This is a genomic window from Cryobacterium sp. SO1 (genome assembly GCF_004210215.2).
Taxonomy (GTDB): Bacteria; Actinomycetota; Actinomycetes; order Actinomycetales; family Microbacteriaceae; genus Cryobacterium.
The window spans coordinates 2,356,680-2,380,672 of record NZ_CP067394.1 but is presented as its reverse complement, the minus strand read 5'-3'; the positions used below and the strand labels follow the sequence as shown (position 1 = coordinate 2,380,672).

Annotated in this window: 26 protein-coding genes; 22 read left to right on the top strand and 4 right to left on the bottom strand. The window is 67.7% G+C overall.

The genetic code is table 11. From position 1 onward, the window contains the following. The first annotated feature begins 1 nt into the window (after position 1). From BJQ95_RS11285 to BJQ95_RS11260, 6 genes are all read left to right on the top strand, one after another. On the top strand, positions 2-556 hold the full coding sequence (locus tag BJQ95_RS11285; protein WP_130176404.1) for an MFS transporter: 555 nt from the start codon (positions 2-4) through the stop codon (positions 554-556). Positions 557-761: 205 nt separating this feature from the next. Continuing rightward, positions 762-1,106 carry a 50S ribosomal protein L19 gene (gene rplS / locus BJQ95_RS11280; RefSeq protein WP_130176403.1) on the top strand — a complete coding sequence of 115 codons (345 nt, stop codon included), beginning with the start codon at positions 762-764 and terminating at the stop codon, positions 1,104-1,106. Between the two features lie 110 nt (positions 1,107-1,216). Continuing rightward, positions 1,217-1,963, top strand: coding sequence for a signal peptidase I (gene lepB, locus BJQ95_RS11275; protein ID WP_130176402.1), 747 nt, complete (start codon positions 1,217-1,219; stop codon positions 1,961-1,963). 34 nt (positions 1,964-1,997) lie between these two features. Beyond that, positions 1,998-2,642 carry a ribonuclease HII gene (locus BJQ95_RS11270; RefSeq protein WP_130176411.1) on the top strand — a complete coding sequence of 215 codons (645 nt, stop codon included), beginning with the start codon at positions 1,998-2,000 and terminating at the stop codon, positions 2,640-2,642. A gap of 25 nt (positions 2,643-2,667) precedes the next feature. Continuing rightward, positions 2,668-2,991 carry a DUF2469 family protein gene (locus BJQ95_RS11265; protein WP_130176401.1) on the top strand — a complete coding sequence of 108 codons (324 nt, stop codon included), beginning with the start codon at positions 2,668-2,670 and terminating at the stop codon, positions 2,989-2,991. Positions 2,992-3,028: 37 nt separating this feature from the next. After that, positions 3,029-4,189, top strand: coding sequence for a dipeptidase (locus BJQ95_RS11260; protein ID WP_130176400.1), 1,161 nt, complete (start codon positions 3,029-3,031; stop codon positions 4,187-4,189). 36 nt (positions 4,190-4,225) lie between these two features. Here BJQ95_RS11260 and BJQ95_RS11255 read toward each other — a convergent pair whose 3' ends face one another. Next, entirely contained in the window at positions 4,226-4,669 is a 444-nt protein-coding gene (locus tag BJQ95_RS11255; RefSeq protein ID WP_130176399.1) for a nitroreductase/quinone reductase family protein, read from the bottom strand. Between the two features lie 117 nt (positions 4,670-4,786). On the opposite strand from BJQ95_RS11255, the gene BJQ95_RS11250 reads away from it, so the two are divergent. The 6 genes from BJQ95_RS11250 to BJQ95_RS11225 all read left to right on the top strand — a co-directional run bounded on the left by BJQ95_RS11250 (position 4,787) and on the right by BJQ95_RS11225 (position 11,004). Then, on the top strand, positions 4,787-5,311 hold the full coding sequence (locus tag BJQ95_RS11250; protein ID WP_130176398.1) for a DUF1269 domain-containing protein: 525 nt from the start codon (positions 4,787-4,789) through the stop codon (positions 5,309-5,311). A 149-nt stretch (positions 5,312-5,460) separates the two neighbouring features. After that, on the top strand, positions 5,461-5,817 hold the full coding sequence (locus BJQ95_RS11245; protein WP_130176397.1) for a YraN family protein: 357 nt from the start codon (positions 5,461-5,463) through the stop codon (positions 5,815-5,817). After that, positions 5,817-7,352, top strand: coding sequence for a YifB family Mg chelatase-like AAA ATPase (locus BJQ95_RS11240; protein ID WP_130176396.1), 1,536 nt, complete (start codon positions 5,817-5,819; stop codon positions 7,350-7,352). Before BJQ95_RS11245 ends, BJQ95_RS11240 begins: the two co-directional genes overlap by 1 nt. Then, entirely contained in the window at positions 7,349-8,686 is a 1,338-nt protein-coding gene (gene dprA / locus BJQ95_RS11235) for a DNA-processing protein DprA (protein ID WP_130176395.1), read from the top strand. Before BJQ95_RS11240 ends, dprA begins: the two co-directional genes overlap by 4 nt. A gap of 184 nt (positions 8,687-8,870) precedes the next feature. Further along, positions 8,871-9,845, top strand: coding sequence for a phosphodiesterase (locus BJQ95_RS11230; protein WP_205750030.1), 975 nt, complete (start codon positions 8,871-8,873; stop codon positions 9,843-9,845). Positions 9,846-9,954: 109 nt separating this feature from the next. Next, a complete protein-coding gene (locus tag BJQ95_RS11225; protein WP_130176394.1) occupies positions 9,955-11,004 on the top strand; it encodes a tyrosine recombinase XerC in 1,050 nt (349 codons plus the stop codon). Between the two features lie 94 nt (positions 11,005-11,098). Here BJQ95_RS11225 and BJQ95_RS11220 read toward each other — a convergent pair whose 3' ends face one another. Then, positions 11,099-11,497, bottom strand: coding sequence for a M23 family metallopeptidase (locus BJQ95_RS11220; protein WP_240694595.1), 399 nt, complete (start codon positions 11,495-11,497; stop codon positions 11,099-11,101). 787 nt (positions 11,498-12,284) lie between these two features. On the opposite strand from BJQ95_RS11220, the gene rpsB reads away from it, so the two are divergent. The 9 genes from rpsB to BJQ95_RS11175 all read left to right on the top strand — a co-directional run bounded on the left by rpsB (position 12,285) and on the right by BJQ95_RS11175 (position 19,073). Then, on the top strand, positions 12,285-13,229 hold the full coding sequence (gene rpsB / locus BJQ95_RS11215; RefSeq protein WP_130176393.1) for a 30S ribosomal protein S2: 945 nt from the start codon (positions 12,285-12,287) through the stop codon (positions 13,227-13,229). Positions 13,230-13,240: 11 nt separating this feature from the next. Further along, positions 13,241-14,068, top strand: coding sequence for a translation elongation factor Ts (gene tsf / locus BJQ95_RS11210; protein WP_130176392.1), 828 nt, complete (start codon positions 13,241-13,243; stop codon positions 14,066-14,068). Between the two features lie 163 nt (positions 14,069-14,231). Further along, positions 14,232-14,948, top strand: coding sequence for a UMP kinase (gene pyrH / locus BJQ95_RS11205; RefSeq protein WP_088456458.1), 717 nt, complete (start codon positions 14,232-14,234; stop codon positions 14,946-14,948). Between the two features lie 31 nt (positions 14,949-14,979). Next, positions 14,980-15,534: a ribosome recycling factor gene (frr, locus tag BJQ95_RS11200; RefSeq protein ID WP_130176391.1), complete on the top strand. Its 555-nt coding sequence runs from the start codon at positions 14,980-14,982 to the stop codon at positions 15,532-15,534. 12 nt (positions 15,535-15,546) lie between these two features. Beyond that, the gene (locus tag BJQ95_RS11195) at positions 15,547-16,527 is read left to right on the top strand and encodes a phosphatidate cytidylyltransferase (RefSeq protein WP_130176390.1); all 981 of its coding nucleotides are present in this window, start codon (positions 15,547-15,549) and stop codon (positions 16,525-16,527) included. Between the two features lie 46 nt (positions 16,528-16,573). Then, positions 16,574-17,122, top strand: a complete 549-nt coding sequence (locus tag BJQ95_RS11190; protein WP_130176389.1) for a DivIVA domain-containing protein — start codon at positions 16,574-16,576, stop codon at positions 17,120-17,122. A gap of 198 nt (positions 17,123-17,320) precedes the next feature. Next, positions 17,321-17,947 (top strand): lytic transglycosylase domain-containing protein, encoded by a 627-nt coding sequence (locus BJQ95_RS11185; protein WP_240694594.1) that lies wholly within the window; start codon positions 17,321-17,323, stop codon positions 17,945-17,947. 53 nt (positions 17,948-18,000) lie between these two features. Beyond that, positions 18,001-18,300 carry a hypothetical protein gene (locus BJQ95_RS11180; protein WP_130176388.1) on the top strand — a complete coding sequence of 100 codons (300 nt, stop codon included), beginning with the start codon at positions 18,001-18,003 and terminating at the stop codon, positions 18,298-18,300. 44 nt (positions 18,301-18,344) lie between these two features. Continuing rightward, positions 18,345-19,073 (top strand): alpha/beta hydrolase, encoded by a 729-nt coding sequence (locus tag BJQ95_RS11175; RefSeq protein WP_130176387.1) that lies wholly within the window; start codon positions 18,345-18,347, stop codon positions 19,071-19,073. 74 nt (positions 19,074-19,147) lie between these two features. Here BJQ95_RS11175 and BJQ95_RS11170 read toward each other — a convergent pair whose 3' ends face one another. Together BJQ95_RS11170 and BJQ95_RS11165 are read right to left on the bottom strand one after the other, a co-directional pair. Next, positions 19,148-20,197 carry an AI-2E family transporter gene (locus BJQ95_RS11170; RefSeq protein ID WP_130176386.1) on the bottom strand — a complete coding sequence of 350 codons (1,050 nt, stop codon included), beginning with the start codon at positions 20,195-20,197 and terminating at the stop codon, positions 19,148-19,150. A gap of 36 nt (positions 20,198-20,233) precedes the next feature. After that, positions 20,234-21,847: a hypothetical protein gene (locus BJQ95_RS11165; RefSeq protein ID WP_130176385.1), complete on the bottom strand. Its 1,614-nt coding sequence runs from the start codon at positions 21,845-21,847 to the stop codon at positions 20,234-20,236. 273 nt (positions 21,848-22,120) lie between these two features. On the opposite strand from BJQ95_RS11165, the gene BJQ95_RS11160 reads away from it, so the two are divergent. Then, complete coding sequence (locus BJQ95_RS11160; RefSeq protein WP_256041358.1) at positions 22,121-23,938, top strand: hypothetical protein; 1,818 nt, start codon at positions 22,121-22,123, stop codon at positions 23,936-23,938. The last annotated feature ends 55 nt before the right edge of the window (positions 23,939-23,993 follow it).

Genomic DNA, 23,993 nt, shown 5'->3' with positions numbered 1-23,993 from the left:
TGTGATTCTCCGCAGGGTCTTCTACTACTGGCAGTTCGTAGCCGTCGGCGTGCTTCCGCTTTGGCTCATGGTCGCCGCGTCTATTTTCGGCAGCACCGCCTGGCAGGTTCTCGGTGCCACGTTCGGCGCTGTCGCCATCGGGTTCGGCCTGCTCGTGGTGAGCCTGCTCATCATCGCCCGCAGAGAGGTACGGGCCGCCAAAGCGGTGTCCTGGGCTGATGTGGGAGTGCTGACCCTCTGGCACGTTCTCATCGTGCTGATGGGGGTGTACTCGGTCACGGCTCCCTGGCTGTCCGTGCTCGTGGTTCTCGTGGGCCTCGGCGCCTTCTGGTTCGTATTGTGGGAGCTCTTCGATGCCGCCCGCAAACGGGTGCGCGAGGCCCTGGTCTACATCGACGAAACCGCCAGGTTCGGCACGGTGCCAGCCGGCCAGAACCCGTTCCAGCCCATGACCGATAGCTTCGCCGGGGACCAGGACGCAGCCGGCAAGAACGCGTCGCATCCGCCCGCTGACCCGTCCGTCATCATCATCCGGGAGAAGCCGACCGACCGGTAGGTCCGGCGCCGACACGGGGGTTTGGTGCGCGGCCTGGTTTCGTGGCAGAATAAGCGTTTGTGCCGCGGCATGTCTCTGCCACAGGGGAGCTGCATTTCTATCGGCACGCACACACTCAATTGGTCGCCACCACCTCACCCTCGGTGAGGGGGCGGGGCGCCACGAAAACGTCCTCGACCTGTGGCGGGTACAGAGAGCGAATAACATGCATATTCTCGACCAGGTGGACGCAGCATCGCTGCGTTCAGACATCCCGGAGTTCCGCGCCGGCGACACCGTCAAGGTCCACGTCAACATCGTTGAAGGCGCGCGTTCGCGTGTCCAGGTCTACCAGGGCGTCGTCATCGGCCGCTCCGGCGAAGGCGTTCGCGAGACCTTCTGCGTCCGTAAGGTCAGCTTCCAGGTCGGCGTCGAGCGTACCTTCCCGGTGCACTCCCCGGTGATCGACCACATCGAGGTCGTCACCCGCGGTGACGTGCGTCGCGCGAAGCTGTACTACCTGCGGGGGCTCCGCGGCAAGAAGGCCAAGATCAAGGAAAAGCGCGACTAAGCAGCGCCAGTCGCGGCGCGCTCGGGCAACTCCCTGAGCGTATTCGCAGGCCGCTGGATTTACCCCTGAGCTCCTCACCGCTAAACTGGGCGAGGAGCTCAGGCGGTTAAATGACAGACAACACTCTGCCCTCGCGATCGCATCGCCTGGAACCAGATTCGTCGCGGAAGAAACGCGGCGTCGCGATATTCATTCGCGACCTTCTCATCATCTTCGTGGTGGCACTGCTCATCTCGTTCCTGATCAAGACGTTCCTCGTGCGTTCCTTCTACATCCCCTCAGGGTCGATGGAGAGCACGCTGCTGGTCGATGACCGCATCATTGTCAATCAGCTGGAGCCCGGCCTGATCCCCGTCTCCCGCGGCGACGTCGTCGTCTTCCGCGATCCGGGCGGATGGCTGCCGCCGCAGGCGCCCATCGAACAGAGCCCGATCGTTGCAGCCCTCGACTGGACCATGTCCGTGGTGGGCCTGTCCGCGCCGGACAGCAACGACCATCTGATCAAACGGATCATCGGCCTCCCCGGAGACCACGTGGTCTGCTGCAACACGCTGGGCCAAATGAGCGTCAACGACATTCCGCTCAGCGAACCGTACGTACTGTTGCCCGAGGGGCAGACCAACGTGTCCAAGGAAGCGTTCGACGTTGTCGTTCCGAAGAATTCCCTGTGGGTGATGGGAGACAACCGCTACGACTCCCTCGACTCGCGTTACCACCCCAACACCCCGGGCAAGGGCTTCGTGCCGATGGACAACGTGGTGGGCCGCGCTCTCGTGATCAGCTGGCCTCTGGAGCGGTGGAGCTGGTTGGACGACTACCCCGCGGTGTTCCGCGGGGTCGAGGACGCCGAGAGGTGAACCTCGCCGGACTGACCGGGTACCGCCCATGATGATGGCCGTCGTCGAGCCCACCCTCGAGGTGGAGCTGGCGATGCTTGCCGCCGGCGCCAGCTGCGTGATCGGCTGCGACGAGGTCGGGCGGGGCGCCCTCGCCGGCCCCGTCGCCGTCGGTGTGGCCGTGGTGACCGCAGACGTCGGCGCGTTCCCCGTAGGGCTCCGCGACTCCAAGCTCCTGAGCGAACCGCGCCGCGAGCTCCTCGCGCCCCTCGCCGTCGCCTGGGTGAAGCACAGCGCGGTCGGACTGGCGTCGGCGCACGAGGTCGACGAGGTCGGCATCATCGCGGCCCTCGGCCTGGCCGGCAAGCGCGCCCTGGCGCAGTTGCACGCCGACGGCGTCGACATCGTCGGCGGCGTGGTGCTGCTGGACGGCAACGACGACTGGTTGAACAAGGCCCTGGCCACCCCGCTGGCGGTCGTGACCCGCATCAAGGCCGACCAGGACTGCGCATCGGTCTCGGCCGCATCCGTGATCGCCAAGGTGCACCGCGACCGGCTGATGATCGCCGCGGACATCGCCACCCCCGGCTACGGCTGGACGGGCAACAAAGGCTACGGCAGCGCCGCGCACATGAGCGCGATCGGCGAACTCGGCGCGAGCGAGCACCACCGGCGCAGCTGGCTCAAAACTCCGGCCTAGCTTGTGCGCGTAAGATTGTCTCACCATGGAAGAAGAAGAGTTCGAGGACTACGACCGCGAGGTCGAGTTGGCCCTATACCGCGAGTACCGAGACGTTGTGGGGCAGTTCCAGTACGTTGTCGAAACCGAGCGCCGCTTCTACCTCGCGAACGAGGTTGAGCTCGTCCGTCGTGACACCGAACACGACTTCTACTTCGAATTGACGATGAAGGATGTGTGGGTCTGGGACGTCTACCGGTCCGACCGTTTCGTGAAGTCGGTGCGGGTGCTGACGTTCAAGGATGTCAATGTGGAGGAGCTGGCCTCGAAGGAATTCGAGCTGCCCAAGGAACTCGCACTCGACGAGTAACCCGTTCCGCGGGCCGCTCGGCTGCTAGCGTGTGCGGATGAGCGCACGCCACACCCCGTCCAGCGTCGCCGTCGCCGCTCCGGCCGGCACGGCGGCCCGTCACCGCGCCGTACCTGACCCGGTCGATACCGCCCAGGCCACCGTTGCCGCGGCGCTTGACCTCGCCCCCTTGATCGACGGCCACAACGACTGGGCCTGGGAGTGCCGGGAAAACCGGGGCTACTCCGTCGAGGGCCTGGACGGCCACCTCGACACCGACACCGATATCGCCCGGCTCCGCGCCGGCCGGATGGGCGGTCAGTTCTGGTCGGTGTACGTCGAGGACACCCTCATCGGTGCCGACGCCGTGCAGGGCACCCTTGAGCAGGTCGACTGGGTCTACCGGCTCGCCGCACGATACCCGGAGACCTTCGTGATCGCCACGAGCGCCGCAGGGGTGGAAGGCGCCCGCGCGAGCGGTCGCATCGCCTCGCTACTGGGCGCCGAGGGCGCGCACTCGCTGAACGATTCACCCGCCGTATTGCGGATGCTGGCCAGGCTCGGGGTGCGCTATCTCACTCTCACCCACGTGCACAACACCAGCTGGGCAGACTCCGGCACCGACGAGCCCGTGCACAACGGTCTGAGCCCGCGCGGTGTGGAGTACATCCGGGAACTCAACCGGCTGGGCATGCTCGTGGACCTCTCACATGTGTCCCCGGCGACGGCGCACGCGGCCCTTGACATCACCAGTGCCCCGGTGATCTTCAGTCATAGCGCTTGCCACGCCGTCACGGCCCACCCCCGCAACGTGCCCGACGACGTGCTCGCGCGCCTGGCCGACAACGACGGCGTGCTGATGGTCACCTTCGTACCGCAGTTCGTCTCGGCCGCCTATGCGGAGTGGTTCGGGGGCGACAAGAGCGCCCCAGCGCCCCGGGTCACCCTGGCGCAGGTGGCCAACCATGTGGAGCACGCGCGTGAGACGGCCGGTATCCGCCATATCGGACTTGGCGGTGATTTCGATGGCACCGATGAGTTCCCCGAGCAGCTCGACGGTGTCGACGGCTACCCGGCTCTGCTGCTTGAGCTGGCCCGGCGCGGTTGGAGTGCCGCCGAGCTGGCCGCCCTGGCCGGCGCCAATGTGCTGCGCGTGCTGCGGGCTACGGATGCCGCGTTCGGCGGCGACGACTCGGCGCTGACCCGACTGAGCCGCTGACCGACTGAGCTGCTGAGCCGCTGAGCCGGCGCCCGGTCAGGGTCTGCGGGGCTCGCAGATGACCACCGGGATATCCCTGGTGGTTTTCTTCTGGTAGCCGGCATACCCGGAATAGGCCCGCACGATGGTCGGCCACAGCGCCGCCTTCTCCGCTTCGGTCGCCGTGCGGGCCCGCATCAGGCGGGTGTGGCCGTTCTCGGTGAGTTCCACGTCGGGCTGGGCAACCAGGTTGAGGTACCAGAACGGGTCGCGGTCGTCGCCGCCCTTTGAGGCGATCAGCACCACCCGGTCCGGCTCGTGGATCGGGGCGGTGAGCAGCGTGGAACGCCGCTCACCAGTCTTTCGCCCGATGGTGTGCAGCTCCACCACGGGCATCGGCCCGAGCTTCCAACCCAGCCGGCCGCGGGAGACCACCTGAAGCGACCGGTGCACGGCATTCATGGCTCGCATCGACAGGTCTCTCAGGCGGTCGGATGTCATGGGATCAGCCTACGACCGCGACCACGGCCGCCGCCGGTTGACACCCGGACGGGGGCTGGATACCGTCCCCTACGTCAGCGCTCAATCCCGTACCCCAGATGAACTTAGGAGTTTTTCATGTCCGACGAATCCGTCTTCCTCTACCTCGGTGTGTACCCCAACGCGGCAACCGCCGAGTCCGACCTCGAGGTTGTGCGCGAGCTGCACTCCAGCAAAGTGATCGGAACGTACGACGCCGCCGTCGCCACCAAGGAGGCCGACGGCTCGGTGCAGGTGCACCGCAAGACCAGCAAGCACGCCGGGTGGACCGGTGTCGCCGCCGGCGCCGTCGTCGGGCTGTTGTTCCCGCCCGCGATCATCGGCAGCGCCATCGTCGGCGGTGCGGCCGGCAGCGTTGTCGGTCACTTCTGGCGGAGCCTGGACCGCGGTGACATCAAGGAACTCGGCGAGATGCTCGATTCCGGGGAGGCCGCGCTCATCGTGGTGGGCAAGGACCGGCTCGAGCAGGAGTTCCAGCGGGCCGGGCTGGTGGCTCAGAAGCACATTGAAAAGGAGATAAAGGTGGATGCCAAGGAGCTCGACAAGCAGCTCGCTCAGGCCTCCACGGAGATGCAGACGACGGAACGCACCGACACGGTCTGAGTGTGACGGTCTAGGCAGGCCGGTCTCGTCTCCGGCGGCCATCGAGAGCCCGCTCCTCCACAGGGAGCGGGCTCTCGCGTGTCTGCACAGGCTCTAGCGCCGTCGGTCTGGCCGAAGCGGGCCGCCGCACGCTGGACCCGGAGGTGCTCGTGGCACGCAAAGACGATTTGGGCCGGCTGGGTGAAGACTGCGCCGCGGCGTTCCTGGTGCGGGCCGGTTACACAGTGGTGGAGCGCAATTGGCGCTGTGCGCAGGGTGAGATCGACCTGATCGTGGCCAAGGACGGCGACATCGTGTTCGTCGAGGTGAAGACCCGCTCCGGAACCGGCTACGGGCATCCGTTCGAAGCCATCACGGTGGCCAAGCTCGCCCGGCTACGTCGGTTGGCCGGCGCGTGGTGCGCCGAATTCGAGCCCAGGGCGCGAAACATCCGAATCGACGCCGTTGCCGTGATCGCCCGTCCCGGCCTGCCGCCGGTGGTGGAACACCTCGAGGGTGTGTCCTGATGAGCCTGGCCCGCACCCATTCCGTCGCGCTGATCGGCCTCGCCGGGTCGCTCGTCGAGGTGGAGGCCGACATCTCCAGCCAGTTGCCGGGGATGAGGCTGATCGGGCTGCCGGATGCGGCACTGGCCGAGGCCGCTGAACGAGTGCGCGCCGCGGCCAAGAACTCCGGCTGCGCGTTGAACGGCCATAGGCTCACCGTGAACCTCTCTCCCGCCGCCCTGCGCAAGCACGGCTCCGGTTTCGACCTGGCCATCGCCCTGGCCTGCCTGGCCGCGGACGACGTCGTGCCCGCCGCGTCGGTGGGTGCCGTCGTGCACATCGGCGAGCTCGCCCTTGACGGGCGGCTGCGGCCGACCCCCGGCATTCTGCCGGCGGTGATCGCCGCGGCGCGGCTGGGGCACCGTACCGTGATGGTGCCGGCCGGCAACGCCGAGGAAGCGGCCCTGGTGCCGGGGATCCGGGTGGTGGGTGTGGCGTCCCTTCGCGACGCGCTGATCTGGCACGGCGCCCGGTTGGAGCCCCAGGAGGTGGACGTGCTGTGCGCACCGGTCGAGGACGACCCGGCCGACGAGAACCTCGACCTGCTCGACGTGGTCGGCAACGACGAGGCCATCCTCGCCCTGCAGGTGGCCGCGGCCGGCGGACACCACGTGTTCATGCTCGGACCTCCCGGGGCGGGCAAGACCATGCTCGCCGCCCGGCTGCCCGGACTGCTGCCCGACCTGGGCCCGGCCGAATCCCTCGAAGTGAGCTCGCTGCGGTCTCTGAGCGGTCGCCCGGTGGGACGCTCGCTGATCACCCGGCCCCCGCTGGAGGCGCCGCACCACACCATCACCGCCGCCGCGATGGTCGGTGGCGGCAGCGGGCAGATCCGGCCCGGCGCCGCGGCGCGGGCGTCCCACGGCGTGCTCTTCCTCGATGAGGCGCCGGAGTTCGCCGGCGCCGTGCTGGACGCCCTGCGGCAGCCCCTCGAATCCGGTCGGATCAGCATCCACCGGGCGAATGCCGTCGCCCACTTCCCGGCCCGATTCCAGCTCGTGCTGGCTGCCAACCCGTGCCCATGCGGTCAATACGGCACCGGAGACCAGGAATGCACCTGCCCGCCGAACTCCCGGCGCCGTTACCTCGCCCGGATCTCCGGCCCGCTGCTGGACCGCATCGACATTCAGCTCACCGTGACCCGGGTGACCGCCGCGCAGTTGCGCATCGCCGCCGTCGGCGGCCGGCTTTCCAGCGACGTGGCCAGGCACCGGGTTGCAGCTGCCCGGGCAACCGCGGCGACTCGTCTGGTCGGCACACCGTGGACGCTGAATTCGCAGGTGTCCGGTCCCTGGCTGCGCAGCCCCGAGCGACGCCTGGATGCCCGGGTGACGGCGATGCTCGACCGGGCCCTCGAGCGCGGTGGGATCACCATGCGTGGCTACGACCGCATATTGCGGGTCGCCTGGTCCGTCGCAGATTTAACCGGAGTCGCCCGGCCCGGGCCAGACGAAGTAGGGCAGGCACTGTACCTGCGGAAGGGAATGGCGTCATGACACTGTTCGGACTCGACGAGGCGGTGGTGACCTCGCTCATCGCGGGAGTACGTCCGGCAGCCGCAGCATCCGGTGTGGTGCAGCCAACGGATGTGCGGCCCGCTGATGCCCAGCTCATTGAGGGGCAGCTCGCCGATGCGCAGCTCGCCGACCCAGGGGAGGCCTTCGCCCGGGCGGCGTGGACCACCATCGCCGAACCCGGGGACGGGGTGGCCGGCACAGTGGTCGGCCTGCTCGGTGCGGCCGCGGCGCTCCGCTCGGTGGTCGAGGCGTGGCCTCCGGACCGGCTGGCCGGCACTCTCACCGACTCCAGCGACGAGTACGAGGAGGGTGACCCGGCCGGGCTCCGCCCGGAGTTGGAGCAGGCCCTAGCCCGGTGGCGACCCCGGTTGTCCTCGACCGAGGTGATCCGGTCGCTCCAACAGGCCCGGCGCACCGGAACGGCCCTGCTCCTGCCGCGCGACCCGCTCTGGCCGGCCGCGGTCAGCGACCTGGGCAGGCATGCCCCGCTGGCACTGTGGTGGCGGGGTCGATCCGAGGCCCTCGCGGCGCTGGGCCACTCCATCGCCCTGGTCGGCGCACGTGCCGCGACCGGGTACGGCGAACACGTGGCGATGGAGGCGGCGGCCGGCCTCGTTGACCGAGGCCTGGCCATTGTGTCCGGCGCGGCATACGGCATCGACGGAATGGCACACCGGTCGGCGCTGGCCAGCAACGGCACGACAGTCGCCTTCCTGGCCGGGGGAGTCGACCGGTTCTATCCCAGCGGGCACGATGCCCTGCTCACCCGCATCGTGGAGGCGGGCGCCGTGCTCTCCGAGCTGCCGTGTGGTGCACCGCCCACCAAATGGAGATTTCTGCAACGCAACAGGCTGATCGCCGCCGCCAGCGGTGCCACCGTCGTGTTGGAAGCGGGCTGGCGCTCCGGCTCGCTCAACACCGCCGGGCACGCGGCCGCCCTGGGCCGTCCGCTGGGCGCCGTGCCCGGACCGGTGACCTCGCCCACCTCGGCCGGCTGCCACCGGCTGCTGCGGGACTACGACGCCATCTGCGTCACCACGGCGGCCGAGATGGCCGAGCTCATCGGCGTGGGCGTCGACCTGGAACTTGACCTGACCGGTGCGGACGGCCGTGACGGCGGGAAGGGGGCACGGGAACGCACCAGCGACCAGGTGCGGGTGTTCGACGCGCTCAGTGTGCGGGCACCGCGGGTTCCCGCCGAGATCGCCCGACGGTCCGGGCTCTCGACCACGACGGTGCTCGGCGTTCTCGGCACCCTGGACCTTGAGGGATCGGTGCGGGAACGGGCGACGGGCTGGGTGCGGGTCACCTGAGCCGCCGACCCAACTATTTCCCGTCCGGACAATGGGTCCCGGCACACCGGGCGCAATTGTCCGCAGCGGCACCAGTTGGGCATCCGGTCATGCCGCGTTCGGTCGGTGGATGCGTTTAGGGTGATTCGTGACGGCGCAGCAGGGCAGGCGCGTCTCGAGCATCTGCGAACGTGAGGGGTCAAGCATGACGGGAACAACACCGACCGAGGGGCTGAAGGCGGTGCTACCGGGCACATCCGTGCAGATGGGCCAGCATCCGCAGGCCTCCCATCTCATCGCCCACCTCAGCGACACGCACTTCCTGGGCACGGCCGCAGACGGCTCCGGGCGGCTGCTGTATGACGCCGTGGACACCGACAGCACCGTGCACCGTGCGATGGCACAGCTGGAGGCTTCCGGCCTGGCCATCGACGCCCTGGTCTTCACCGGCGACATCGCCGACCGCGGCGAGCCGGATGCCTACCGCCGGGTTCGCGACATCGTCGAGGCGTCAGCCGAGCGGATGGGTGCCACCGTGGTCTGGGTGATGGGCAACCACGACGAGCGCTCGGCGTTCCGCACCGAACTGCTGCGTACCGACGGCCACGACGCGCCCGTCGACGGTGTTGTCGACGTGAACGGACTGCGGGTGATCTCCCTGGACACCAGCGTGCCCGGCTACCACCACGGCGAGGTCACGCCCCACCAGCTCGCCTGGCTCCGCGACGTGCTGGGGCGGGCATCCGAGCACGGGTCGCTGCTGGCGTTGCATCACCCGCCGGTGCCCACCGCTCTGCCGCTGATGACGATCCTGGAACTCCGCGAACAGCAGGCGCTCGGGGACGTTCTTCGCGGCAGCGATGTGCGAGCGATCCTGGGCGGCCACCTGCACTATGCCACCACCGGGTTGTTCGCCGGGATCCCGGTGTCGGTCGCCGCGGCCACCTGCTACACGATCGACGCTGCCGCTCCGCCGCGTCAGCTCACCGGGCTGGGCGGCGGCCAGTCGATGAATCTGGTGCACGTCTACGCCGACCAGGTGGTGCACTCGAACGTTCCCCTGGGCAGCTTCGACGTGGTCACCCGGTTCGACCCTGCCTACCTCGACCGGATGGAAGCGCTCAGCCCCGCGGATCGGCTGGCGGCCTTCTCCCGGCACACTACATCCGCAGCTCGGTAATGGCGACCGGGGACTTTCCCCACGGGCATGCCCCCGGCGGAGGGACTCGAATGGATGCTTTTCCCGCGTCGCTGCGGAGATCCTGCTGGGTGCGCGAGATGCTGGTGGCATGCATCTTGACCCGGCGATAGATGGCTTCGCCCGCTATCTCGCCACCGAACGCGGCTTCTCCGCGAACACGGTTCGGGCCTACTGCGCCGACCTGTCCGGTTTGGCCACCTTTGCCGAGGAGCGGGCTGTCGCCACCGTCGACGGCCTGACCCTGGAGCTGCTGCGCGACTGGCTCTGGGAAGGCACCCAGGCGGGCCTGGCGCGAGCCACCATCGCCAGGCGCTCCGCGTCGGCCCGCGGGTTCACGGCCTGGCTCACCCGGGACGGCGTGCTGCCCAGCGACCCGGCCGTGCGGCTTCGCTCGCCCAAACCCGGCCGTACCCTGCCGCGGGTGATCAACCGCACCCAGATGCAGGAACTCCTGGACCGGCTCGAAGCCGCCGCGAGCACTGGTGATTCCGGCGCCGTGCGCGACCTGGCCATCATCGAGTTGCTGTACGCCTCCGCACTGCGGGTCTCGGAACTTGTGGGGCTCGACGAGGGGGACGTCGACCTGTCCCGTTTGACGGTGCGAGTAACCGGCAAGGGCGACAAACAACGTGTGGTGCCGTTCGGGGTGCCGGCGCGGAGCGCGATCGTGCGCTATCTGCAAACGGCACGTCCGGCGTTGGCCAGTGCGGGCCCGGCCAGGACGACGTCAGGAACAACGCCAGACGGGGAAGCGCCAGCGGGAGCAGCGCCCGCCGCGACGGCAGGGACCACGACTCCCGAGGTGACGCGTGCAGGGGCGGCCGGGTCTCCGACGGGGCGCCGAGCTGGCAGGGTCGACCCTGCCGCCCTGTTCCTCGGCAGCCAGCGGCAGCGACTCGGGGTGCGGGCCGTGTACCGCCTCGTCGCTGCACTGCTCGAGGCAATGCCGGGCAGCGGCCCGGCCGGTCCGCACGCTCTGCGCCACACCGCCGCCACACATCTGCTCGACGGCGGCGCCGATCTGCGCGCGGTGCAGGAGATGCTCGGCCACGCCAGCCTCGGCACCACCCAGATCTACACCCACGTCTCGGCGGAGCGCCTGCAGCAAAGCTACCGTCTCGCCCACCCCCGCGCCTAAAGGCCGCCCGTCCCGCCCGCGAACTGTGAGTTAAGCACCTAAAGAACGACATCTTGGGTGCTTAACTCACAGTTCGCGAGGGGGTGCGCGGGAGTCAACGGGATGGGAGCGGCAGCGGGCCGGACGGCGGGAGGGGGAGCAGGACCGCGCGGGCCAAGCCCCCGAGGAACAGCACCGGCGAGATGTACTGGCCGTAGCGACGCACCCCGAAGTGCACACACCGAGCCGTGCAGTGTGCGCCCGTCGCCACGATGCCGATCACCTGTCCGGCTTGAACCCGATCGCCTTCGCTGACCGTGGCGTTGACCGGCTCGAAGCTCGACAACAGATCGTTGCCGTGCTGGATGGAGACTACCGGCCGGTCCACCACCGTGCCCACGAACGTCACCACGCCGTCGGCGGGGGAGCGAACCGAATCGCCCTGGCCGGCCACGAGGTCGATGCCGCGATGCCCGGCCGCATACCGGCCGGCCGGCGCCTCGAAGGGACGCAAGACTTCTCGCGGTGGTCCGACCGGCCACGCCCACGCTGCCGCCCGCGCCGGTGCCACCACCACCACCACGGGCGCTGCCGTTCTCGCCACTGCCGCCACCGCTGGCTGTGTCGCCGCTGGGACAACCATCGCCGTGGCCGCCGTGGCCGCCGTGGCCGCCGTGGCCGCCGCCCCTGCCGCAGTGGCTGCTATCGCCGCTGTGTCCGCCGCCTCTGCCGCGGTGGCCGACGCAGCGCGCGCCGCGGGCGGAGCCGGGACGGGGCCGACGGGCGCAGCGGGGCCGCTCGCGAGCAACGACGCCAGTACGGCGCAGGCAGAAAGCGCGACCAAGCGCTGCCGTGCTGGAGCACCTCGGCGCCGGAACCGGCCGACGGCAGAGCGTGCGGAGAAGAGGCTACCGGCGAACCGTCTGGGGCGTCCTGTCACAGTCATGGAATCAGCATCCGGCGACGAGCGGGCTGGGGGAGAGCCGGCCGCCGGACTGTGCACAACTCAGACACACGGGGGCTGTGGAGGAGTGCTGGCGGAGCAGCAGGCGATGGGATGCAGAGCGCTCACGGGGCCTGCCGGTGGTCAGCGGCACGGGCCGGCCAAGTGCTAGAGTGCTCAGAGCAGCGCTTTGTGCGCTGACTACGCGTGCCCATTCGGCCAACACACCCATTCGGTCCCGCTTCTCACGAAGTCGGGCGGTTGTGTGCCGGGCACCAGGAGTAGTGATCATCCGATCACGACACAAACCGATAGGCGTTTTCTGCTGCGCAGATTCGTCAGATAAGGAGTACGGCTCATGGCCGTCGTAACCATTCGCCAGCTGCTCGACAGCGGCGTGCACTTCGGGCACCAGACCCGCCGTTGGAACCCGAAGATGAAGCGCTTCATCTTCACCGAGCGTTCGGGCATCTACATCATCGACCTGCAGCAGTCGCTTGGGTTCGTTGACAAGGCCTATGACTTCGTCAAGGAGACCGTCGCCCACGGCGGCACCATCCTCTTCGTCGGCACCAAGAAGCAGGCGCAGGAATCGATTTCGGAGCAGGCGACGCGTGTCGGCCAGCCCTACGTCAACCAGCGCTGGCTCGGTGGCCTCCTCACCAACTTCCAGACGGTCTCCAAGCGTCTGGCTCGCATGAAGGAGCTCGAAGAGCTCGACTTCGAGGACACCGCCAAGAGCGGTTTCACGAAGAAGGAAATGCTCATCAAGAAGCGCGAGCTCGTCAAGCTGCACAAGAGCCTCGGCGGAATCCGCAACCTGACCAAAACGCCGTCTGCGCTCTGGGTGGTCGACACCAACAAGGAGCACCTCGCCATCGACGAGGCGCGCAAGCTCGGCATCCCCGTCATCGCGATCCTGGACACCAACTGCGACCCCGACGACGTGCAGTACCCGATCCCGGGCAACGACGACGCCATCCGCTCCGTGGGCCTGTTGACCCGCATCATCGCGGACGCCGCAGCCGAGGGCCTCATCCAGCGTCACCAGAAGCCCGAAGAGGGCGCCGAAGTCGAGCCCCTCGCCGCGTGGGAAGCCGAGCTGCTCGCAGCTCCGGCCGAGACCACCCCGGAGCAGTCCTCCGCTGAGACCGAGAAGGTCGCCGACGCCACCGTCGACACCGAGCCGGTTGCCGAAGAGGCGCCTGTTGCAGAGACCGCAGCAGCAGAGACCGCAGCAGCAGAGCCCGAAGCCGCAACCGAAGAGGTTGCAGCCGACGCTCCCGTAGCCGACACCAAGTAAGGACAACAGGTATGGCAAACTTCAACCTCGAATCCGTCAAGATCCTGCGCGAGCGCCTCGGCACCGGCATGGTCGACACCAAGAACGCACTCGTCGAAGCCGATGGCGACATCGAGCGCGCGGTCGAGATCCTGCGTCTCAAGGGTGCAAAGGGCAACGCCAAGCGCGCTGACCGCTCCACCTCTGAGGGCCTCGTCGCCGCCAAGGTGATCGGCAATACCGCGTTCCTGCTCGAGCTCGCCTGCGAGACCGACTTCGTCGCCAAGGGCGAGAAGTTCGGCGCTCTCTCCGAGAAGGTTCTGGACGCGGTTTCCGCAGCCGGTGCCACCTCCGTCGAGGAGGCGCTTGCCGCTCCCGCCGCCGAACAGACCGTGGGTGAGCTCATCAACGGCGAAGCCGCGATCATCGGCGAGAAGTTCGAGCTTCGCCGTGTTGCAGCCGTCACCGGTGACAACTTCGAGATCTACCTGCACAAGACCAGCAAGGACCTGCCCCCGCAGGTCGGCGTTGTCCTTGGCTACACCGGTGAGGACGCCGCGACCGCTCGCAGCATCGCTCAGCACATCTCGTTCGCGAACCCGGAGTACCTGGCTCGCGAAGACGTACCCGCGGAAGCCGTGGAGGCCGAGCGTCGCATCGTCACCGAGATCAGCGAGAACGAGGGCAAGCCGGCTGCCGCGCTGCCCAAGATCGTTGAAGGTCGCATTCAGGCCTACTTCAAGCAGGTTGCCCTGCTCGAGCAGGACTACGCCAAGGACAACAAGTTGTCCGTCAGCAAGGTGCTCGCTGACGCAGGCCTGACCGTGACCGGCTTCGCCCGGTTCAAGGTCGGCGCGTAAGCCCGAAGTAACAGCATGAGACAGAAGGAGATCGGATCGCCTCGGCAATCCGGTCTCCTTCTTCTCTGTCCGCTTGCAGCCACGCTGCAGCGCGGGTAGGGCCCGCCGGTGCTCAACCGGTAGTTTTAGAACCACGATCCACAACGGAAGGACGCTCACGGACATGTCAGATACGGGTACCAAGCGCAGAGTCCTCCTCAAGCTGTCGGGCGAAGCATTCGGGGCGGGCAGCCTCGGTGTCAATCCCGATGTCATCAGCAGCCTCGCCCGGGAAATCGCCGAGGCCGCCAAGAGCGTCGAGATCGCCATCGTCGTCGGCGGCGGCAATTTTTTCCGCGGCGCAGAGCTCTCCCAGCGCGGCATGGACCGCGGCCGAGCCGATTACATGGGCATGCTGGGCACCGTGATGAACGCCCTGGCGCTGCAGGACTTCCTGGAACAGGCCGGCGCGGAGACCCGCGTGCAGTCCGCCATCGCCATGACCCAGGTCGCTGAGCCGTACATCCCGCGCCGCGCCGAGCGCCACCTCGAGAAGGGCCGCGTCGTCATCTTCGGCGCCGGCGCCGGACTGCCCTACTTCTCCACCGATACCGTGGCCGCCCAGCGTGCCCTCGAGATCGGCGCCGAGGTCGTCCTGGTCGCCAAGAACGGCGTCGACGGCGTGTACTCCGACGACCCGCGCACGAACCCCGACGCCCACAAGATCCACAGCATCACCTACCAGGATGCGCTCCAGCGCGGCCTCAAGGTCGTCGACTCGACGGCGTTCAGCCTGTGCATGGACAACAGCATGCCCATGCGGGTGTTCGGGATGGCTCCGCACGGCAATGTGACCGCCGCCATCCTCGGCGCCGAACTGGGAACCCTCGTCTCCAACTAGGATTATTGAAGCCACCGAAGAAGGAGTCACCGTGATTACGGATGTCCTGACCGACACCACCCAGCGCATGGACAAGGCCGTTGAGGCCGCGAAGGAAGACTTCGCCACCGTGCGAACCGGCCGTGCGAACCCCCAGATGTTCCAGAAGATCCTGGTCGACTACTACGGTACGCCGACGCCGCTCGGCCAGCTCGCCTCGCTGCAGAACCAGGAAGCCCGCACGCTCCTGATCACCCCGTACGACAAGAGCGCCCTGCGCGATATCGAGAACGCCATCCGGGACACCCCGAACCTCGGCGCCAACCTCGGCAACGACGGGATCGTCATCCGGGCATCCCTGCCCGAGCTGACGAACGATCGTCGCAAGGAATACGTCAAGATCGTCAAGACCAAGGGTGAAGACTCCAAGGTTTCGGTGCGCAACCTCCGCCGCAAGGCCAAGGACGAACTCGACGCCCTGAAGAGCGAGGTCGGCGACGACGACGTGGCCCGCGCCGAGAAGGAACTCGAGCAGATCACGAAGACTCACATCGACGCGATCGACGAGGCCCTCAAGCGCAAGGAAGCCGAACTCCTCGCTATCTAGGGAGACCAGCCAATGACGAACGATCCAGGGCCCACCACGCCACCCCAACGGGGTCGCGGCACCGGCCGCGCAGAGTTCCGGGCGCAGGTGCAGTCCACCAAGGCTGACATCGAGCGCCAGGTGCAGGCCACCAAGGCACAGCTGGATGCGACGAACGAACGCATCGAAGCGCGCACAGGTCGGAACCTGATTCTGGCGACCCTGATCGGCCTGGGTCTCGGCGGTCTGATGCTGGTCTCCTTGGTCTTCATCAAATCGCTGTTCATGATCCTGGCGGTTGTCGTCGTCGCCTTCACCGCCCTCGAATTGGCGGAGGCCTTGCGCCGGGCCGGGCGCAATGTTCCCCGGATTCCGGTGATCGTCTCCGCCGTAGCCGTGGTGCCGGCGGCGTTTTACCTGGGCGCCGGCGGGCAGTGGCTCGCGATGATGGCCGGCATCGTCTTCATCACGCTCTGGCGCATTGCCATGCTGATCGTGCCCGCACATCGGGTTCCCGTCGGTATCCTCCTCGGTGATATCGGGGCCGGCTTCCTCATCCAGGTCTACGTCGTCTTCCTCGCCAGTTTCGCGATCCTGCTGGTGGCCCAACCCGACGGTGAGTGGTGGACCCTGTCCTTCTTGCTGCTGGTGATCTCGGCGGACACCGCCGCGTACGCGTCGGGTCTGTCGTTCGGCAAACACCCGATGGTGCCCACGATCAGCCCGAAGAAGACCTGGGAAGGCTTCGCAGGTGCTGCCCTGGCCACCGCTGTGGTCGGCATCCTGCTGGCCGTGCTCATGTTGGGCCAGCCGTGGTGGTTCGGTGCGGTCTTCGGCATTGTGATTCTGGTCGCCGCCACATTCGGCGACCTTGCGGAATCTCTGATCAAGCGAGACCTCGGTATCAAGGACATGAGTTCCTGGCTGCCCGGCCACGGCGGTTTCCTGGACCGTCTGGACTCCATCCTGCCGTCAGCGGCAGCCGCGTATGCGCTGTACCTGATCTTTGCCTGACTCGGCTGCTTTCGACACGCGGCGTCCGGTGGGGCAGAATGAGGCGGTGAGCACTACGTTTCCCCGAACCAGCAAGAAGATGCTCGGCTACAACCTCAAACAGGTCGAGGAATTCCTCGAGTCGACACGCCAGGCGTACGACAATGCCGGTGGGACGGACCAGCTCACCGCTGCAGACATCCGGCACACCGCTTTCGCGATGCAGAAGGGCGGCTACTCGCCCACGCACGTCGATGCGGCCCTGGAGCGTCTCGAGGACGCCTTCGCCCTGCGGGAACGGGAACGCGCCACCACCGAAGCAGGCCCGGAGGCCTGGCTCGACGAGGCCCGCCAAACCGCGCAGGTGCTCATCAACCGGCTCGGCCGTCCCGCCGGACAGCGATTCAGCCGCACCAGCATCTTCAGCACCGGCTACAACAGGACAGAGGTGGACCGGCTCGCCACGAAACTGGTCAACTACTTCCAGGACGGCAATCCGGTCACCGTCGACGACGTGCGCACGGCCGTGTTCCGGCCAGAGCGGGCCGGCTATCGCGAGGCCCAGGTCGACCTGGTCCTCGATGGCGTCATCGACGTGATGCTCGCCGTTCGGTGACCAACTGCGTGTCGTTACCTGGCTGTTACACACGGGATGAGCTAGGGTCGAAGAATCGTGGGTAGACATCTGAATATTTCCGCGCCTGATTCAGGCGCATCGCCGGTGAGTAAACCGGCCGCGCAACAGCTTCGTGCACCACTCGCACGGTTCGCCCCTGTCGTCGTTCAGGCGCCGTCCCGACCGAGTCAGCGCAGCATGCACCGCCCGGCGTCGCGCAGTCACGTGGCGCTGTCGATGTTCGCCTTCACCGCCGCCGCCGCGTTTGTGCTCGTCACCGTGGTCGACCCGTACTCCGGGGCAACGGCGTCCCCCTACTTCCAGGTGCCCGGCGCCGCGTCCGACCGGTATGAGGGTGAGGCCGCCCAGTCCCTGCTCGTGGCCAGCACCGTGGCCAACGCCGTGAGCATCGACGGATACACCATCAACGAACCCGAGCCGGAACCGGCGCCCGCCCCCGTGGCCGCAGCATCGTCATCGTCGTCCGGATCCGTCAGCGCCGCACCGGCCGCCGTCCCCGATCCGGGTTCCGCCCAGGCTTACGCGTACGGCGCCGTTGCGTCCCGCGGCTGGGGCGAAGACCAGTACAGCTGCCTGGTATCGCTGTGGAACAAGGAGTCCGGCTGGCGGGTCAACGCGGCCAACTCCAGCAGCGGCGCCTACGGTATCCCGCAGGCCCTGCCCGGGTCGAAGATGGCCACGGCAGGCTCCGACTGGGAGACCAACGCCGCTACCCAGGTCGAATGGGGCCTGGGCTACATCAGCGGCCGCTATGGCACCCCCTGCGGCGCCTGGGGCCACTCCGTCGACGTCGGCTGGTACTAGGTCGCCCACCGGCGGGCCCACTGGGTCTCACGGGCCAGGGTTAGACTTGAACCATGCCGCGCAGCAATCGCCCCAAGGGCCGCAGAACCGGCACCGGCGAGGACGAGGCCGACGACCTGTCTCGCATGCTCGCAGGTTGGCGCCGCACCGAGATGAAACGCGACGGCGTCTGGCACGTTCAGCCCATCAGCGCCGCGCAGGCGGCCAAGACCTACCTGTGCCCGCGCTGCCAGTTGGACATCAATCCCGGCGTAGCGCACATCGTCACCTGGCGCGGTGATGGAGTGACCGGCGACGCCGCGGACCTCGCCGCCAGGCGGCACTGGCACCTGCACTGCTGGAAGATCAAGTAACCAGAGCGAATCCGCGCGCGCACACCCCGACGAGGAGCACCACCATGGCCGGACCGGTCGAGATCCGCGGCGGCATCGACCTGCCCGCAACCCGAGAGCACATCGAGCTGCACACCGAGGACGGCCTCACCCTGGTGGGCGAACTCGCCACGCCGGTGGACCGGCCGGCCGTCGCCACCCTGGTCACCCTGCATCCGCTGCCCACCCATGGCGGATTCATGGACTCGCACATCCTTCGGAAGGCCGCGGGACGCCTGCCGGCTTTGGCCGACCTGGCCGTGCTGCGGTTCAACACCCGCGGCACGACCTCGCCCAGGGGCACCAGCGAGGGCAGCTTCGGCCACGGCGACGCCGAAAGCGCCGATGTCGCCGCCGCGATGGCCTTCGTGGCGCAGCGCGGACTGCCGGCGCCATGGCTGGTCGGCTGGTCGTTCGGTACCGAACTCGCGATCAAGTACGGCCGCGACTACCCGATCCGCGGCGCCATCCTGTTATCGCCGCCATTGCACAGGGCCACGGATGCCGAACTGGCGGCCTGGGCGGGCGACGAACGCGAACTGGTGGTGCTGGTGCCCGAGCACGACGACTACCTGCGGCCCGACGAGGCCCGCACCCGGTTCGCCAGCGTACCGGAAGCCCGGCTGATCGCCGTCGACGGTGCGAAGCACCTGTGGGTGGGGGAGAGCCAGACCCGCCGGGTGCTCAACGAGATCGTCGCCGTCGTGAACCCGTCTGCCGCTCCGTTGCCCGAAGAATGGCACGGCGAGCTCTAACCGGCTGCGTACGACCGGTCGAGCAGAGCCCACCGCGGTATCCCGCCGGAGCGTGTTTGTGCTCCCTGGCGGCCCTACAGCTCGTTCTGGCGGGGAATCACGACCTGCTTGACGATCATGATGACCGACGCGGCGACCGGGATCGCGATGAGCGCTCCGAGAATGTTGAGCAGCGACCCGCCCGCCAGGGCGGCGACCACGACGACGGCGCCGGGAACCGCGACGGCCCGGTTCATGATGTTCGGGCTCAGCACGTACGCCTCGATCTGCATGTACACCAGGTAGTAGATGCCCGCGACGAGCACGGTGAGCCAGGAGCTGCCGATGCCGGGAATCATGCAGGTGGCCACGATGATGACGGACCCGGTGATGGTTCCGACCAGCGGGATGAGCGAGAACAGGAATGCGATCAGCGCCAGCAGAGCGGGGAACGGGGCACCGATGATCGACAGGAAGATGAAACTCAAGACACCGTTGCAGGCGGCGAGGGCACCCTGGCCCACGATGAAGCGGCCGACGGCGGTGGTGATCTGCTCGCTCAGGTCGGCGAAACGTTCGCGCTTGGAGGCGGGAACCAGCTGGTAGGTGGCACGCTTCATGGTGTTCAGTGACGCCGTGAAATACAGGGTCAGGATGAGGATGATGAGGCCGCCGAACAGCCCGGACACCAGCGCGAATCCGGAGGCGACGATCGTGCCGGTAATCTCGCTGAGATTGCCGCCGAGGTAGTCGGTCACCGACTTCACGATGGCTTGCACATCCAGGGCGGGGAATTGCTTCTGCACGTCGACGAGGAAGGTCGCCGAGTTCACCGACCTGACCAGGTCAGGGATGCGATCTGACAGATTGGCGATCTGATCGGCGACGATGGGAACTATCGCGAAGACCACCGCGGTCAACCCGCCCAGCACGGCGACCAGCACCGTGAGGATGGCCGCCCACCGGGGGAACTTCTTCTTCTCCAGCCAGGACACCGCGGGGTCCAGGCCGAGCGAGAGGAACAGGGCGGCGCCGACGTAAGTGATGATGGTCGACAACGAGATGACCGAATTGATGATCAGCAGGCCCAGACCCACGCCGAGCGTTCCGACCAGGCCCAGACGAAAGGCGTTTTGAATTTTCACTGTTTCTCCACTTGCTTGTCCGGGCTGCTGAACCGACTAATCCTGGTCGGCGTTCACCTTCTCCGCCTGGGTCAGGACGCTGCGCAGGCTCTCGAAGTAGCCGGCGACCGAGTCGCGCTCAATCCTAATCTGCGCCAGACGGTCCTCAGCGTCGGTGACTAGTTCGCGTGTTCGTGTGTCGGCGGCGGCGATGAGAGCGGCCGCGCGGTCCTCGGCATCACGAACGATGCGCTCGGCCTCATCGTCGGCTTTCGTCTTCGCCGCCTTGGCCTCGGCGCGGGCGCCGGCGCCCAGCTCTTCGTTCAACGCACGCAGGGACACTGTGCGGGCGTTGGTGTCGACCAGCTGAGCGGATGAGTCGTCGAGGAACTTCTGCGTCTGGGCGACGGCCGTCTGGTGCCGGGCCAAATGATCCTGCTCGGCCTCGTCCCGGCGGGCCTTGAGCTCCACCTCGAGGTCGGCGCGGATCTGGTCGATCTCGCGGCGCAGCTTGGCCGCCTCGTGCTCGCCGCGCTTGCGGGTGGCGGTGAGGTGGTTGTCCAGGTCGATCCTGGCCTGCTCGCTGTCGGCGTCGAAGTCGGCCTTGGTCTGCTCGAGCTCTCTGGCGAGGTCGGCCCTGGCCTGCTCGACCTCCGCGGCGAGGTCTGCGTGCGACTTGTCGATGTCGCGGTTCACTGCGGCGCGGTCGCGGTCCAGCTCCCGGTCCAGGTCCGTGTGGGCTTGCTCGCCCTCAATGGCGAGGTCGGCGCGAGCCTGTTCGATCTCCCTGGCCAGGTCGGTGCGGCCCTGTTCGATTTCCACGGACAGGTCGGAGCGGGCCTGTTCGGTCTCGTGAGCCAGGTCGATCCGGGCCTGTTCGGTCTCCCTGGCCAGGTCGATGCGATCCTGTTCGGTCTCCGCGGCGAGGTCGATTCGGGCCTGTTCGGTCTCCCGGGCGAGGTCGGCTCGCTGCTGGTCCAGCTCGTGGGCGACCTCGGCGCGGGTCAACTCGGTTTCCCGGGTCAGTCCCGCGGCGATCTCGCGTGCCTCTGTGGCTTCGCGCTGGGCGACCACACGCACCTCAGCGGCCCCACGTTCGGCCTCCGACCGGATGGCGGCGACCTCACGCTTGACCGTGGCGCGAAGCTCCGCGGCCTCGGTGGCAACGGCGCCGCGGATCGCGGCGGCCTCGTGCAGGGCATCCCGGGTGAGTTGCTCGTGGGTCTCGTTGGCGCGGGTGAGCAGGTCATCGGCCTCGGCGTCGGCGTCGCTGAGCAGCCGGCTGGCCTTGACGGCGGCGTCGGACACGGTCCGTTCGGCGTGCTCGGAGGCCTGTCGTTTGAGCGCGTCGATTTCGGCGGCTGCGGAGGCGCGCAGTTTCTCGGCGTCGATGTCGGCCTGGGCGATGACCCGGGTGGACTGTTCCTCTGCGACGCGGAGAGTGTTCTCCAACTTCGTGCCCAGACCGGAGAAGGTGGGGCTGCCGACCTCTTCGATCTCGGCGTTGAGGTCGTCGATCCGGGCACCGAGCCGTTTGACTTCCCTGGCCGACTCCGTGCTCTGCGCGTTGGCCTGGATCAGGTCACGGCGCAGCCCCTGGATCGCCTTATCGACCTCCTCCTTGTCGTACCCCCGGAATACCTGGGTGAAGTCAGCCTCGTCGGTCGCCACGTTGTCTCCTCATAAATGGGGCCTGTCCCCGCATGCAGTGCATGACGGAGCAGCCCGTGCAATTTTAGTGCCCGCAGAACGTGCGCCCCATCCCGCCTTCAGGGGAGAGCCCCGGCCGGTCCAGCGCCCAATCCGCATCCATCGGCGCTATTAGGCACCTCTCAGGAGCGTCCACTATCGTAAGACGTCCGTGTCTGTTGCTTCCCGGCTCCGACAAGCGGTGGCAGGCGTTGTGAACTGCAGCCATCGGCAGGCAACACAGGAGGGTTTTACGTGCGTTTCGTCTTTGCCATTCTGGCATTCGTTCTCGCCGCGCTGATGATCGCATTCGGCATCGCGCAGCGAACAGTCTTTCTCGAACCTGCTTCCACGAGCATGAGCACTACCGTCGAGGACGGTTCCGCCTACGCCGTGATCGACGGCAGAGCGCTTGGCGCGTTCCCCGGCAGCCAGACCCTCACGGTCTCAGGCTCCGACAGCGTCTTCGTCGCGTACGCGCGCACCGCCGACATCCAGGCTTGGATCGGCGGAGACGAGTACTCAGCGGTGAGCCTCGATGCCGACACCAAGAGCCTGGCCGTGACCACGACGACCGGGACCGAGGTCGCGCCCGCCGAGGAAGCCGAGGCAGCGCCCCTGCCGACCGACCCAGCCGGATCCGACCTGTGGCTGGAAGAGGTCACCGGCGAGAAGACCGTGACCACCACGATCAGTGCTCCGGAAGGCATCTCCGTGCTCGTCGCGTCCGATGGTACTGCCCCGGCCCCGACCGACATCACCGTGGCCTGGCCGACGGACAACGCGACGCCCTGGGCCGGACCGTTGATAGTCGGGGGAGCGCTCATGGCCCTGATCGGCTTTGTGATCTACCTGCTGGCCCTGCTGCACTTGCGCCGGTCCCGCCGCCCCCGGCGCAACGTGCCGCGCGGTCCGCGGATGCCCCGACTGCCCCGACTGCCCCGGGTGCCCCGCCCCAAGACCATCAAGGCCAGTGAGATCACCGGCCCGCGCCGCTCGATCGGCCGGCCCATGATCGCCGCGCCTCTCGTGCTGGTCACCGGTCTGGCGCTCAGCGGATGCTCGCCGGAGTTCTGGCCGACCGGCGCACCTGAAAGCTCGGGTACCGCGCCGGCAACGCCGGCTCCCAGCACTGAGGACACCGAGGCGGCGGCCGTCGACGAGACGCCGCAGCCGGCGGTGAGCGTGCCGCAGCTCGAGCGCATCGTCGGCGACATCGTCGACCTCACCGCCAAGGCCGACGCCAACCTGGACGTCGACAGCATCGCCACCCGGTTCACCGGCCCGGCCCTCGAGCAGCGTCTGGCCAACTACAAGATCCGCACCGCCGACTCGTCGTTTGCGGCCACCACCGCGCTGCCGGATTCCCCATTGACCCTCACGCTGCCGCAGCAGACCGACACCTGGCCACGCGTGGTCATGACCGTGCTGCAGTCCACCGACGAGGCGTCCGTGCCGACCATGGCCCTGGTGCTCAAGCAGAAGTCGCCGCGGGAGAACTACCTCGTGGAGTACGCGGTGCAGTTGGAGGCCTCGGCGAAGGTCCCCGGGGTCGCCCCGGCCACCATCGGCGCCCCGCTCATCGCACCGGACAACAAGTTCATGTCGATGGCGCCCAATGAGGTCGGACCGGCGTATGTCGACATCCTGCTGAACGGCGAGGCCAGCCCCTCGTTCCCGCTCTTCGAAGCCGAGGGCGACACCGCACGCACCCAACTGGGCGTGGACTACAAGGCGAAACAGCTCGCCGAGCTCGAAGACACCGGCACGATGGAGTTCACCAACGCCGTCGGCAGCGGTGAGGTCATCGCCCTTGCCACCAACGACTCCGGCAGTATCGTGGCCGTGAGTGCCAACGAGATCACGACGGTCACCGCCGTGAACGGCAAGGCGACGATCACCCCCAAGGAAGGCCCGAGCAAGGCGCTCTCCGGGATCGAGAAGACGTCAAAGGGCATTCAGAGCACCTACGGCGAACAGCTCTTGTTCCACGTGCCTGCCGCCAATTCAACCGACAAAATCGTTCTCCTTGGCTTCGCCCAGGGACTGATCAATTCCGTGGAGCTTCCATGACCGTTCTCCCCCGGCCGGCGCCAACCTGCGCGGCGCCGTCGACCTGTCCTCGCTT

Coding starts and splice junctions, on each gene's coding strand:
- BJQ95_RS11240 (WP_130176396.1), top strand. CDS start 5,817: ATGAGCCTGGCCCGCACCCATTCCGTCGCGCTGATCGGCCTCGCCGGG.
- BJQ95_RS11185 (WP_240694594.1), top strand. CDS start 17,321: ATGCACCGCCCGGCGTCGCGCAGTCACGTGGCGCTGTCGATGTTCGCC.
- BJQ95_RS11270 (WP_130176411.1), top strand. CDS start 1,998: ATGGCCGTCGTCGAGCCCACCCTCGAGGTGGAGCTGGCGATGCTTGCC.
- BJQ95_RS11180 (WP_130176388.1), top strand. CDS start 18,001: ATGCCGCGCAGCAATCGCCCCAAGGGCCGCAGAACCGGCACCGGCGAG.
- tsf (WP_130176392.1), top strand. CDS start 13,241: ATGGCAAACTTCAACCTCGAATCCGTCAAGATCCTGCGCGAGCGCCTC.
- BJQ95_RS11175 (WP_130176387.1), top strand. CDS start 18,345: ATGGCCGGACCGGTCGAGATCCGCGGCGGCATCGACCTGCCCGCAACC.
- rplS (WP_130176403.1), top strand. CDS start 762: ATGCATATTCTCGACCAGGTGGACGCAGCATCGCTGCGTTCAGACATC.
- BJQ95_RS11230 (WP_205750030.1), top strand. CDS start 8,871: ATGACGGGAACAACACCGACCGAGGGGCTGAAGGCGGTGCTACCGGGC.
- BJQ95_RS11250 (WP_130176398.1), top strand. CDS start 4,787: ATGTCCGACGAATCCGTCTTCCTCTACCTCGGTGTGTACCCCAACGCG.
- pyrH (WP_088456458.1), top strand. CDS start 14,232: ATGTCAGATACGGGTACCAAGCGCAGAGTCCTCCTCAAGCTGTCGGGC.
- rpsB (WP_130176393.1), top strand. CDS start 12,285: ATGGCCGTCGTAACCATTCGCCAGCTGCTCGACAGCGGCGTGCACTTC.
- BJQ95_RS11265 (WP_130176401.1), top strand. CDS start 2,668: ATGGAAGAAGAAGAGTTCGAGGACTACGACCGCGAGGTCGAGTTGGCC.
- BJQ95_RS11225 (WP_130176394.1), top strand. CDS start 9,955: ATGCATCTTGACCCGGCGATAGATGGCTTCGCCCGCTATCTCGCCACC.
- lepB (WP_130176402.1), top strand. CDS start 1,217: ATGACAGACAACACTCTGCCCTCGCGATCGCATCGCCTGGAACCAGAT.
- dprA (WP_130176395.1), top strand. CDS start 7,349: ATGACACTGTTCGGACTCGACGAGGCGGTGGTGACCTCGCTCATCGCG.
- BJQ95_RS11255 (WP_130176399.1), bottom strand. CDS start 4,669: ATGACATCCGACCGCCTGAGAGACCTGTCGATGCGAGCCATGAATGCC.
- BJQ95_RS11260 (WP_130176400.1), top strand. CDS start 3,029: ATGAGCGCACGCCACACCCCGTCCAGCGTCGCCGTCGCCGCTCCGGCC.
- BJQ95_RS11195 (WP_130176390.1), top strand. CDS start 15,547: ATGACGAACGATCCAGGGCCCACCACGCCACCCCAACGGGGTCGCGGC.